Origin of the sequence: Chitinophaga arvensicola (genome assembly GCF_900110835.1) — a bacterium.
Classification (GTDB): Bacteria; Bacteroidota; Bacteroidia; order Chitinophagales; family Chitinophagaceae; genus Chitinophaga; species Chitinophaga arvensicola.
Genome location: NZ_FOJG01000002.1, coordinates 999,769 through 1,012,465, shown reverse-complemented (window position 1 = coordinate 1,012,465; position 12,697 = coordinate 999,769). Strand labels below are relative to the sequence as shown.

9 protein-coding genes are annotated in these 12,697 nt (G+C 46.1%); all 9 read left to right on the top strand.

All coding sequences use genetic code 11. The features are described from left to right. The first annotated feature begins 36 nt into the window (after positions 1-36). The 9 genes from BMW79_RS21450 (at position 37) to BMW79_RS21410 (ending at position 12,694) form a co-directional block, all read left to right on the top strand. The gene (locus BMW79_RS21450) at positions 37-567 is read left to right on the top strand and encodes a hypothetical protein (RefSeq protein ID WP_089897943.1); all 531 of its coding nucleotides are present in this window, start codon (positions 37-39) and stop codon (positions 565-567) included. A 312-nt stretch (positions 568-879) separates the two neighbouring features. Continuing rightward, positions 880-1,467 carry an RNA polymerase sigma-70 factor gene (locus tag BMW79_RS21445; RefSeq protein ID WP_177192275.1) on the top strand — a complete coding sequence of 196 codons (588 nt, stop codon included), beginning with the start codon at positions 880-882 and terminating at the stop codon, positions 1,465-1,467. Between the two features lie 57 nt (positions 1,468-1,524). Then, positions 1,525-2,733, top strand: a complete 1,209-nt coding sequence (locus BMW79_RS21440; protein ID WP_089897939.1) for a FecR family protein — start codon at positions 1,525-1,527, stop codon at positions 2,731-2,733. Positions 2,734-3,052: 319 nt separating this feature from the next. After that, positions 3,053-6,520 (top strand): SusC/RagA family TonB-linked outer membrane protein, encoded by a 3,468-nt coding sequence (locus BMW79_RS21435; protein ID WP_177192274.1) that lies wholly within the window; start codon positions 3,053-3,055, stop codon positions 6,518-6,520. Between the two features lie 10 nt (positions 6,521-6,530). Next, complete coding sequence (locus BMW79_RS21430) at positions 6,531-7,982, top strand: RagB/SusD family nutrient uptake outer membrane protein (RefSeq protein ID WP_089897935.1); 1,452 nt, start codon at positions 6,531-6,533, stop codon at positions 7,980-7,982. Positions 7,983-8,006: 24 nt separating this feature from the next. After that, a complete protein-coding gene (locus BMW79_RS21425) occupies positions 8,007-9,194 on the top strand; it encodes a thioredoxin family protein (RefSeq protein WP_089897933.1) in 1,188 nt (395 codons plus the stop codon). Positions 9,195-9,237: 43 nt separating this feature from the next. After that, entirely contained in the window at positions 9,238-10,407 is a 1,170-nt protein-coding gene (locus tag BMW79_RS21420) for an alpha/beta hydrolase family esterase (protein WP_089897931.1), read from the top strand. A gap of 250 nt (positions 10,408-10,657) precedes the next feature. Then, positions 10,658-11,206 carry a hypothetical protein gene (locus BMW79_RS21415; RefSeq protein ID WP_089897930.1) on the top strand — a complete coding sequence of 183 codons (549 nt, stop codon included), beginning with the start codon at positions 10,658-10,660 and terminating at the stop codon, positions 11,204-11,206. 408 nt (positions 11,207-11,614) lie between these two features. Then, positions 11,615-12,694 carry a hypothetical protein gene (locus tag BMW79_RS21410; RefSeq protein ID WP_089897928.1) on the top strand — a complete coding sequence of 360 codons (1,080 nt, stop codon included), beginning with the start codon at positions 11,615-11,617 and terminating at the stop codon, positions 12,692-12,694. Positions 12,695-12,697: the final 3 nt, after the last annotated feature.

Genomic DNA, 12,697 nt, shown 5'->3' with positions numbered 1-12,697 from the left:
CGGCGTATTATTTTCTGAATAGATAAAACCGATCCTATGTTTAAAATGAGGTTATTGAAACTTTTCTGTACAATTTTATGTTTGATCAGTTGCTCTGAGCGCCAATCTCGTAAGGAGGGAAGCAATAATTTAATTTACAAAACTTGTAGCCTTTTAATAGAATGCCCCAACAATACATCATACTATTCTATCAGTTTTAACTATCAAGGAGAAGGAATTGTTGGCTTTTGCTTTGAGAAGCGTGATACTATAAACTATTCTATACAGAAGAATGATTCACTTATAAAGTTGATAGCATTTCATCTTACAAGTGATGACAAAAGACATGTTGATAGCTTATTGATAAATATTCCTTTATTAAAGAATGATAATAAAAAGCTCTCCCATGACTCTTTTAAATACACATTAAAATTGGATAATTTAGTTAAAAGTGAAAATGTTTCTGACACAAATCTATATGGAATATTGAAAATTATAAAGAACAATTTTCCGAAAGAAGCCAAACACTATGATTTTTGTGGATTTTTTGAAGCTTTCAGTTATACTAAAATTTCTTCGGAGAAATAAAGATGTAACATTTGCCGGGGGAGACTTACTATTATCTGTTTGGGTTGGCGATGGCGGGGAGCAGTTTGAATGCGCTGAAGAACCGAATTACTCAATAATCAATTAAAAAAAACTAATTTTGCACGCATCCGTTAAAAGGAATTGAACAATATTTGCACCTTTATGATAGATGTAGCAGTTTGGACGAGTAAGAAATACAGCCAGGGAACATTATAAGTTTATTCCATCTTCGCCACCGGAAGATGGTTTTTTTATGCCATAGCCACTATTGCAGGACGTTGCTGTAAAAGCAGCGTCGCTAACCATAATAAATTGCCGGAAAAAGATCTTCATACCGATCAATTGCTTTTCGTGTCCATTGCAGATGGAGATGGGCATGCGTTTGCGCAGTTGTTCCGCCAATATTATGAGCCGTTGCGTGCCAATGCCTATAAGCTCATGAAATCAGCATTCTGGGCGGAAGAAGTGGTGCAGGAAGTTTTTTTATATGTATGGGCAGAACGGAAAACGCTGGTGGAGATAGACCAGCCCGCTGCTTACCTGTACAGGGTTACGGCCAACCGTTGCCTCAACCGTCTGCGCCGCCAGGAGCTGGAATCCAGGATGCAGTACTTCGTTAGCCAGGCATTGCATGATAGTCATCATGACGACTTATCCGGTTACCGTAAACTTGAAAAGTTGATTACCGAAGCTACCGGGCGCCTGCCCGCACAGCAGCAGCGCATTTTCCGCCTGCAGCAGGAAGAGGGACTGAGTTACCAGGAAATAGCCTCCCGGCTGGGTATCAGCAAAAATACCGTGCGTAACCATATGGTGCAAACGCTCAAAAGTATCCGGCAATACCTGCAGCAGTATGGCGACTTCTACCTGTTGTTATTCAGTGTATGGTTCCTTTTCTGATTTTTTTATTGGGTACTAGTCCTGCCTGTTGAGCAAGGTGTCTTTACTAATATCTGCATGAACAAAGGTAAGCAACATATCGAAGATCTCTGGCGCCTGTATGTATCGGGCCAGGCTACTGCGGAGCAGCTCCAGGAGCTGTTCCGGTTACTGAGCGATCCCGCACAGGAAGCCGTTCACACGGAGGCCGTGCAGGTGGCTGCTGCCGGGGATGGTCCGTTCCTGGCGCCGGATTCGCACCAGGAAGAACTTACCTGGCAGCTGCTGTTGCAGGAAGCCGACGGACTTAGTGCCTCCCTGCAACCAGTGATTGAAGCGCCAGTGCGGCGCATCGGCCTCCTGCGCTGGGGCTGGGCGGCGGCTATTGCCGTGCTGCTGAGTGCCGGTGGCTATTATATATATTATACGCCACGGCCTAAAACAGATCTCTCTATCACTACCAAAGTACCTGAAATTAAGCCAGGAAGGCAGGGCGCTGTGCTCACCCTGGCCAATGGCCGGCAGGTACTGCTGGATAGTATGAGTAATGCAGAAATAGCCAGAGAAAGCGGTACCACCGTATCGATGAATAAAGGACAATTGCGCTATGAGGCCACTGGCAATACGGCGCCGGAAGAAATATTTAACAGCGTATCTACACCGGTAGGCCGTCAGTTTAACCTGGTGCTGCCGGATGGTTCGCGCGTATGGCTCAATGCAGGCAGCAGTCTGCGGTACCCGGTAGCATTTACAGACAAGGTGCGGCGGGTAACGGTAACCGGGGAAGCCTATTTTGAAATTGCAGCAGATTCACGGCGCACTTTTATCGTGAACATTGGCAACCGTGCAGAAGTAAAAGTGTTGGGTACGCACTTCAATATTAATGCGTACGACAATGAACCCTATATTCAAACCACCCTGGTAAAAGGTGTCATTGCTACCCGGGTGGAAAAGGAGGCGCCGGTATTGCTGAAGCCCGGCCAGCAGGCCCGGTTGAGCCACACCGGCAATAATAATATACAGGTACTGGAGGTACCCGACATGGATAAAATAACTGCCTGGAAAAGGGGATTCTTCAATTTCCAGGATGCTTCACTGCAGGAAGTAATGCGCACCCTGGAACGGTGGTATGATGTAAAAGTGGTGTATGAAAGGGGAGTACCGGATATAAATTTTGGCGGAGAACTGAGCATGAAAATTTCATTGCAGGGCGTATTAAATGCTTTGCGTAAAACGAAAGTCCACTTTAGAATTGAAAATGGCAATAAAGTAATTGTAACACCCTGATGATTCAGGCAATATATTGAAGGCTGTAAAAAGCCACTGCGGATTAGGCCCCGCAGCGGCGGAAAGCAGGTTTCAAAAAAAGGCGGGTAGCCCATTTTTTAACAACCAAACTCCTGACAAAGGTATGCAAAAAACTGCATCTCGGTGGCGGGCCGCTATATCCCTGTTTCCAGGGCACTATAGCCATGCGCCACATCCAGTTCCAACCAAAATCAAAAAAGCCCCGGATGTATGTATTACACCGGCATCTTTAACAGCCACCGTCAACCGGCTAAAACAAAAATGGCTGCCAGCGGATGGGAAACAATTATTGCGAACAATGAAACTGACATCCGGTCTGCTTCTCTTATGCTTCCTGCAACTCAGTGCTAAAAGTCTGGCGCAGCGTGTAACGCTGAGCGGTAAGGCCATCAGCATGAAGCATTTTTTTGAAGAAATCAAAAAACAAACCAGTTACTCTTTCTTTTATAATAAGGAAGATGTAAATCTTAACAGCATCGTGACGGAGAAAGCCAGCCAGATGCCGTTGGATGAACTGCTGGTGAAAGTGTTTAAAAAAGAACGGATCACCTTTCTGATAGAAGGAGAATCCATTATCCTTTCCGGGGAGCAACCGGTGGCATCACCCGTTACTACCGCCGCCGCAGCGGTTTTTCAGGTCGTTACCGGTACCGTCACTGATGAACAGGGAAATCCGCTTCCCGGCGCGAGTATCACGGTAAAGAAAGCAAAGATGCAGACCGCCATTGCGGATGCCAACGGGCAATTTACCCTGGAGGGCGAACCCGGATCTACGCTCGTTGTTTCTTTCCTGGGCTACAGTCCTAAAGTAGTAGTGCTTACGGAGAATACTACGGGGCTGTATATACGTTTGGCCCGTATTGCTTCACAGATAAAGGAAGTAGCGGTGGTAAACACCGGTTACCAGACCATTTCAAGGGAAAGGGCCGCAGGTTCCTATTCCACCATTACCGCCGATGATATGAAAGGTAAGCTGCAAACAAATATCATGGAGCGCATGGAAGGCATGGTGGCCGGCCTCACCTCACAGGGAAGTATCCAGATCCGTGGCGTATCTACAGTGAATGGTAACAAAGCACCGCTGTATGTGGTAGATGGTATCGTATATGAAGGTGCACTGGCGGCACTGAATCCGGCTGAAATAAGCAGCATTACCATTTTGAAAGATGCCAGCGCAGCTTCCATTTACGGCGCCAGAGCTGCCAACGGCGTGATTGTTATTGTTACCCGCAGCGGCGTGGCAGGAAAGCCCCGTATCAGTTACAGTGGTACCATGAAGCTGACACCGCTGCCCGACTGGGAATATGCCAACCTCATGTCGAGTAATGAGCTGGTAGATTTCCAGCAGCAGTTGTTCGCAGCCGCCTCCGGCGATTATAATTCATTGGATGCCCGTAAATCCATGAACGACGTGTATGCATGGCTGTATGAAAGAAAAGCCGGCAACATTTCTGAAGCAGAACTGCAACAACAGCTGAATGTATACCGGAAGCGCGACCGTTACAACCAGGTGCTCGATGAGCTGGTGCGTGATGCCAAAATGATACAGCAACATAACCTGAGCTTTTCCGGTGGCAGCGACTTCTATAAATATAATCTCTCCGCCAATTATACCGGTAATAATAACTATGATAAAAGTCGCGGTACCACTAACCGCTACGGCTACAACCTGAAAAATGCGTTCAACCTGGCCAAATGGGTCCAGGCAGATGTGACTTTGCTGGGGAGCGTTGTAAAAGATGATTATGACAATGGGTTCAGCGGATTCTCCAATCTCAACGGCGGAAAGGCTTCCTATTATATGCTGCGCAATGAAGATGGCACGCCAGCACAATGGCTGATCTCCAAATCGCAGTTTGAAATTGACCGTCTGAATGCCCTGGGCCTGCAGGATGAAACCTACCAGCCACTGAATGAAATCGGTAAACAACACGCCACCAGCACCAGTAAATATACCAATGCCAATATCGGCGCAAAGTTTAAACTGATAAAAGGGCTTTCGCTGGATATACGCTACCAGAACGAGCGTACAGAGGGGTTTGACAAACAGTTCTATCACAAAAGTGCCAATGCGGTGAAAACGCAGATCAATGATGCCACCGTGATCAATCCTGCAACCGGTGTGGTGACCAACTACATCCCCCAGGGCGGACAGGTGAGTGAAACCCGCAACGATCAGAACTCCTACACCATGCGTGCGCAGTTGAACTTCCAGCGTTCGTTTACCCGTAAACACCAGGTAAATATTATCGCCGGTGCAGAGAAAAGGAGAATTGTGAGATCAGGCACGAACTTGTATAAATATGGATACGATGATTTCAGTCTTACCTATAAGCCGATCGATGAACTGATGCTTCGCCAATACATCAATAATACGCAGAGTGTATTTAACCAGTTTTCGTTTGCCAGTAAGGAGAAAGGTTTTACCTACACAGAAGATCGCTTTTTGTCGTTTTACGGAAATGGCTCCTATACCTTTAACCAGAAGCTAACTGCCACTGGTAGCATCCGTGTGGATCAGTCAAACCTGTTCGGTACCGATCCCCGCTATCAGTACAAGCCTTTGTGGTCTGCCGGTTTATTGTATGAAATAGCACGTAATAAATTCGGTTGGCTCGACAGGGCGGCGGTGCGCGCTACCTATGGTCTCAATGGTAATATTGCCAAACAGAGTGGTCCTTACCTGATCGCGAAAGATGCCAGCAGCACCAATTATCTCACCAATGAATTCCAGAGTTCTATTGTGAGTCCCCCTAACTCAGGACTGCGCTGGGAAAAAACGCAGGTGACCAACTTCGGGGTGGATTTCGATCTGTTTAAAAGAAGAATGCAGGGTTCCATTGAAGTGTATAATAAACATACCGTGGATTTACTGGGTGACCGCAACGCTGATCCCACCACCGGCTGGGGCTCTGTGATGCTGAATTATGGCAGCATGCGTAATCGTGGTATTGATATCACCCTTACCAGCATCAACGTGGAAAGTAAGGACTTCAACTGGCAGAGTACCCTGAATTTCAACTACAATAAAAATGAGTTGCTGAACCTGGAGAATCCTTCCAACGAAGTATACAGTTACCTGGTTTCCGGGCAAACCCGCGTGGGCAGGCCGTTGCAATCGCTGTACAGTATCCGTTACGCAGGACTGGATGCGCAGGGACGCCCTCAGGCCTACACTGCTGGCGGCAAGTTGGTGAATACCACCCAGGCGTTGACCATTGCCGATCTGGTATATGAAGGAACGGCTACGCCACCTTATTCCGCCTCCCTGCAAAATACATTTTCGTATAAGGGGATCAGTTTGTATTTCATGTTTATTTACTACGGTGGTCACGTCATGCGTGGTGCAAAAGCTACTTACCTGAATCTTTATCCGGAGTTGAATTACACCAGTAATATGGATAAGCTCAACCTGGTGCGCTGGCGTAAACCAGGTGATGAGGCTGACCGCAGTATGGCCCCGGCCTATCAGCAGGGTGCTGATGCCGTGCTGACCAATATCTGGGATGCAGCCGATATGCATATGCAGAAGGCCGATTTTATCAAGCTGCGTGATATCACGCTGGGCTATGAACTGCCATCCGGGCTGATTGGCCGGGCAGGTATCAGTGGCGCAAGACTCAGTCTCCAGGTACAGAACGCATGGCGCTGGGCTGCCAACAGCCAGGGGCTTGATCCGGAAGTATGGAGTGGTACTACCTTATCTACCGGCAGGGGCATTTTACCTCCGCCCAACTACACCATTGGTTTAAACATCCAACTCTAAACTTACAGGTATGAAAAAAATAACGATCTCATTGATAAGTGTGGCAGTACTCCTGTTTACTTCCTGCAATAAATTCCTGGATATAAAGCCAAAAGGATATTCCATTCCTGAGTTTTATGAAGATTACGCAAAGCTGTTGAACGACCAGTACCTCATCAGGGTTTCCTCGGCCTATCCGGCTTACTTAACGGATGAAGTGTCGATCGGTGTGAAGGGCGATCCTGTTAAAGGGGCCGAATACTCCCGGCTGCCGGCAGTGAAGAAAAATCTGTACTCATTTCAGGGCGGGGCCATTTTTCTGCCCGGCGAATCGGATGTAATATGGGAAACCGCCTATTCTCATATGTTTACCTACAACGTAGTGATCAATAACGTGATGAAGGTACCGGATGCTACGGACAAGGATAAACGTGAACTGAAAGCAGTGGCTTTACTCGGACGTGCCTATGAGCTGCTGACGCTGGTGAATGCCTATGCAGCGCATTACGATCCGCAAACCGCCAAAAATGACCTGGGTGTACCCATCGTCAAGGAAGGGGATATCAATGAAACCTATAAACGCAATACGGTAGCGGAAGTATATGACCAGATCCGGAAAGACCTGGAAGAGAGCCTGCCCGATCTGCCTGAAAAAGCGAGACATGTTTTCTATCCGAGCAAGAGCATCGGCTTTGCTTTTCTGAGCCGCATGTACCTATATATGGGAGATTATGCCAATGCCCTGAAAAATGCAAAGGAAGCGCTCAACCTGAAGAATACGCTGCTGGATTATAACCTGTACACCACCAAAACCGGCACCACCTATGGCCGTGTGTGCCTGGCGTCGGATAATACAGTAGTATTCCCTGCTCCGCAGGATCATCCGGAAGATATCTGGGTACGATTGGCCGGTATGTCTATGGGCAGCGTGAATGCGGAAGTGTATGCTTCTCCGGAAATACTATCCGTATTTGAAAAAAATCTGCCGGCTACGGCAGTGGATAAACGAATGGAATTGTTTTTCTGCAACGGGAAAGCCAACTTTTCTACCAGGGAAATCCAGTTTCCGGGCCGGGTATTGTATGCACCGTATATCGACTTTAACATCGGCCTCGGTACGCCTGAACTTTACCTGATTGCCGGTGAGTGCGAAGCACGACTGGGTCAGAAGGATGCGGCGCTGAACTATATCAATGCCCTGCGTAGTAAACGGATCCGGAATCACGTGGATTTAACCGCTGCTACAGCTGACGAAGCGCTGGTAATAGCGCTCGACGAAAGGCAGCGGGAGTTATGCTACAGCGACAACACACGTCTCATCGATCTGAAGCGGCTGAACAAAGAACCGCGTTTTGCCAGAACGATTGTGCATAAGCAAGGCACGGAGACATTCAGTTTGCCGCCAAATGATAAAAGATATATTCTGCCGGTGCCGCCAAAGGTACTGGAACTTAACGCCACCATGCCGGTGTATGAGCGGTAATTGTCACCCGATAAAACATTACAGATGAAAAATATTTTTAGCATAATAGGAGCTTGTTTTGCCCTGCTGTTGCCCTTACACGCAGCCGCACAAAATGAAATAGCCTTCCGCCCGCTGGCGTTAAGCGAACTGAAAGCGCTGGCCGCAAAGGAAAAGAAGCCGGTATTTATCGATTGCTTCACCAGTTGGTGTGGTCCCTGCAGGTGGATGGATAAAAACGTGTTTGTAGATCCTAAAGTAGCCACCTTTTACAACGGGCATTTTATCAATGCGCGCTTTGATATGGAAAAAGGGGAGGGCGTTGCCATCAGGAATGAATATAAGGTGACTTCCTTTCCCACCTATCTTTTTATAGATGAAAAAGGGGTTATTATTCACCGTTCCGGCGGCCGTATGGAAGCGGATAATTTTATAGCCGAAGCACAACGGGCAGCAGATCCGAAGCTGAGTTTTCCTAACATGCAAAAGGAATATGCGGCAGGGCGCCGCGATCTTCCTTTCCTCATGAATTACTACCTGGGCTTAAAGAATACTGATGCACGGCTCGCCGATGAAATAGGCGAGGGGTTGGTACGTGATATGCCGGAGTCGCAACTGGCTACTGCCCTGGGTTTAAAAGTAATCAGTGAACTGGGACACAGTGAAGATGATCGACTGGGAAAATACTTCCTGCAAAATACCGGCTTATTTAAAGGGGTGGCCAGTGCAGGCAAACTCGATTCCCTGAAGCAACGTATGCTCCAGTATAAGTTGTATGCCACTATGCGGTCGGGTGATGATAAAGGTTTCCGGGAAAGACTGAATTATTTTAAAACCTCCGCAGATACGGGCATGCAGAAGCAGGCAGTGATGTCGGAAGTGGAGTATTACCTGTACAAAAAACAGTACGCGGAGTATGTGACGCTGGCAGCCAAAGCACGTACCGGCTTGCTCCGGTATGATGCAGAAAAACTGTCGTTCCTGGCGCGTGCAGCGCATCGGCGCGGTATGGGAGATCCGGCCACCTGGGAAGCGGCCTATCAGCTGGCCAGGCAGGCGGTAGCCATCAGTCCGGATGATTATAGTACACAAAGCACGCTGTCGCAGATATGTGTGTCGCTCCGCAAAAAGGAAGAGGGCATGGCAGCTGCGCAAAAGGCATTGTCGCTGGCAGAAACTACCAAGGTGGAAGCAAATGTAAAAAAGACGATCAGCGAACTGGAAAAGCTGTAAGTCCATCTTCAACAACATGATTTTTTAACATTACTTCATCAACATGAAAAATATATTGATATGGTTATGTGCGGGCATCCTGTTAACCGGATGTACCAAGCGTAAGAATGACCTGGACGGTATTCCTGATATTACCCCGGTAGAAAAACCGGTACCCGCTGTAAAAACAGGGTTGCATAAGGATAGTATTATGGTGAATTATGCAGACGGAAAGCGGGGATACCGTTATTTCCTGTACTATATGCCATCGGCACTGACCACTGCGCGGCCGGTGTCGCTGGTCTTTAATTTCCACGGGGCGATTAATTACACCGGTCCGGACCCGATGCCCGATTCGCTGATGCATATCTATGAAAATGATTTCCTGAACCAGGTGGCAGATACAGCCAACTTCATCGCCGTGTTTCCAGTGGGATTAAAATCGGGTACAGAAGCAAACTGGCAGGACAGTGCGCGCAACGTACAGTTTGTAAAAGGTATGCTGGCGTTTTTTGAAACTGCCAAACCTGAAATTGATAAAAACAGGATTTATGCCTGCGGACATTCCAGCGGGGCTATTTTCTCTTTCCGGCTGGCGTTGGCGATGAGTGATGTATTTGCGGCTGTTTGCCCGGTTTCGGGGCAGTACACGCTTGCGAATTTTGGTACTGCGCCTGCACGGATAGTGCCGGTGCGCTGTTTCAACGGCATACTGGATGCTACCGTTAACTTTGGTGCGGCAGTACAGAATATCCGCGCCTGGGCAGACAAAGTGGGCGGCTATTATGTAAAAGACAGCACGCGGAACCTGGATAGCATCTCCATCAGGAATAATAAATACACTGCTTATCCTACCGTTTGGGAAGGTGGTAACGGCAATATTGAAATGTATGCCATTAAGCAGGCGGGGCATGGGATTCACTGGGGCACCATCCTCCCGCTGATGTGGGGCTTTATGCGGGATAACCCATTGAACAAACAGCAGGGACTCTATCTAGGTGTGGAAAAAGATATGGTGAATTATGTAGCAGGGAGCAGCTATCAGGTACAGGTGCGTGCTTCCGGTAACGCTTCTCTGGAGATCTTAACCGTTCCTTCGGGTTTTACCGCCACGTTGAATGGCAGAACCATTAATATAAAAGCCGGTGGCAAACCTAAAGCGGGTGTGCTGGTGGTGAAAGCAGTATCGGGCAACCTGTCGAAACTGGCGGAGGTCCGTTTTGAAAAGGAATAGTGTTAGATGTAGTAGCTGAAATAGGAAGGGCGCCTCTATAATGATGGAGGCGCCCTTTTGTTTTTGACGTAAAAGTTCATTTAACTTCGCCTCTTTTATTCATGATGCGGTGTGGCTTGTGATGTACGATCCAGAGTTAAGTATTTCACATCTTCACATTCAATCAATAATTTAGCTTTCTTAGCAGACAAACTCCGTGTTCATGAGATAGGGTGTTGAGTACAATGTTTATCCCTTAATATATAATTATATGAATTGGAAAGTGCATTTGGAACAATTAGAGCGGAACAAAGACTGGAAATCGGCTACTGTTTTCATGCAGCAAGTTATTGATGACAATCCGGATCAGGCCGAAGTTTACATAAGTATAATTTATTTGCTGCATAATATTTTGGTGGAGGAAGACTATCCTGAATCGGATCACGATTACTTTGCAAAAGTATTAGGATATTATTTTGAGAAATCTTATAAGAAGTTTTCTGATAATGCGGAGTACCTCTTTTTTGCAGGTAAAATTCTTCATATTGCTGAGTGGTATTTTGGCGTTGATGATGATTTAAAGCCTATTGAAAAAAGACTGGCTTTTCAAATGCAGAAAAGCGCTTTTGAAAAAGAAAAAAGCAATGTTTTGTTTGAATGGGCTTATCGTTTTAGTCTGGGTGACGGGATAGCCGAATATCTGGCCGACCAAATTTTGCTTTATGATAAAGCAGCTGTAGAATGGTTAAAATCTAAAGGTTTTCCAGGATATTATGTTTTAGGCGTTTTAGAACAGCATCGGAAAAGGCAAAACACTTAAATTGGGAGTTTATGCGGATAATATTGTATCTATTGGTCTTTTTTCTTATGACTTCTTCTTTTACCGGCATTTAGATGAATAAATTGTCAGGATGGAGAATAGATGATTCTACAACCATTCGCTTCGAGGGTGATTCAGTAAGGGATTTATTTTACGCCAGGAATTTAGATGGGTTGAGTTTAAAGCAGCATGTTGAATAGTAATTCTAAGTTGATGGCTAACCTGCTATTAGGGTAAAAGGCCATATAGGAATTGAGAATGTTGTTATGCCGGGCATATACACCCGATTACAACTGGCACTGTTTGGATTTAAATCAAATACTGAGAATTTATTGGAGATCATATTTTTCGTCTTCAATAAGTTTGGATATTTATTCCTATTTTAACTATCATCATGTCATTACTCAAATGAAGCTGTACTGCACTATTTTGTTACTTCTATGGCCTTTTGCTGTTGTCGCCCAATCCGGCGGGCCTGTTCTGCAGGCTGGTACAGTCCGCGTAAGTGGCGAAGTAACTATTCCGGTAGCAATTAAGAAAGACAGTGTATGGTTGTTTTTGAAAGTTCCGTACCCTTTTACAGGCGAAGTTGCTTTGTATAAGACATTGCTCGATACCAGCGGGCATTTTGTATTAAAGGTAAACACAGAAGTAAATGTCAACAGATGTGCTGTCAGCACCGATATAGATATTAATAACCAGGTGATTGTTTTCCTGAAAAACGGCCGGGAAAACAACATCTCATTCAAATATGGTAATGATGGTGTGATTAATAAAATAACGACCAGTGATAATGCCGGATTTACTGAGGAAGAACTTATCACGAGTCTGGACAAGTTTAATGATATGATCAATGAGAGATCCAATAAGCCGGTATCTCCCTTATATAACAAAGATTATAGCGCATTTATAGATCATACAAATCATGTTTTGGATCGGAAACGTGGCTTGCTGAATCAGCCACCTCTTTTATCTGAGAGGATGAAAGACATCGTATTCAAGGATTATTGGCTGGCGGTGTATTATAATCATGTATTCGATTACCGCACTGAAATGGTGTTGAATTACAGGAATACGAATAATCATAAGATGCCGGATAGTGCAGTCATAAAGCACCCTGTTCGCGGTGATTATTCCTTCCTGAAGGACCTGGACCTGAATAATCCTTTATACCTGTATTGCTTTTCTTACCCGACATTTACGCAGGAGTTATTAAGAAATAGTGTGTTAAATATCCCGCGTATCGGGGATACGCCGGTCCGTGAATGGACGAAAACGATAAAAGGCATACTGGGGCAGCTGATGGGATCAGATCAGGGATTGTTCTATGATATGCTTATCAGCAATGCGTACGCGATGCAATTTGAACTGGAACTAGCAGCATTAACGGCAAAGCAGATCAGAAATATCAAGGATTATTGTAAAGGCGGGGATTTAGAGAAGATACTTCCGCAAGAAACCAGGACATCATCGAAGTGTCCCAATTAAAAG

Coding starts and splice junctions, on each gene's coding strand:
- BMW79_RS21440 (WP_089897939.1), top strand. CDS start 1,525: ATGAACAAAGGTAAGCAACATATCGAAGATCTCTGGCGCCTGTATGTA.
- BMW79_RS21410 (WP_089897928.1), top strand. CDS start 11,615: ATGAAGCTGTACTGCACTATTTTGTTACTTCTATGGCCTTTTGCTGTT.
- BMW79_RS21450 (WP_089897943.1), top strand. CDS start 37: ATGTTTAAAATGAGGTTATTGAAACTTTTCTGTACAATTTTATGTTTG.
- BMW79_RS21425 (WP_089897933.1), top strand. CDS start 8,007: ATGAAAAATATTTTTAGCATAATAGGAGCTTGTTTTGCCCTGCTGTTG.
- BMW79_RS21430 (WP_089897935.1), top strand. CDS start 6,531: ATGAAAAAAATAACGATCTCATTGATAAGTGTGGCAGTACTCCTGTTT.
- BMW79_RS21435 (WP_177192274.1), top strand. CDS start 3,053: ATGAAACTGACATCCGGTCTGCTTCTCTTATGCTTCCTGCAACTCAGT.
- BMW79_RS21415 (WP_089897930.1), top strand. CDS start 10,658: ATGAATTGGAAAGTGCATTTGGAACAATTAGAGCGGAACAAAGACTGG.
- BMW79_RS21420 (WP_089897931.1), top strand. CDS start 9,238: ATGAAAAATATATTGATATGGTTATGTGCGGGCATCCTGTTAACCGGA.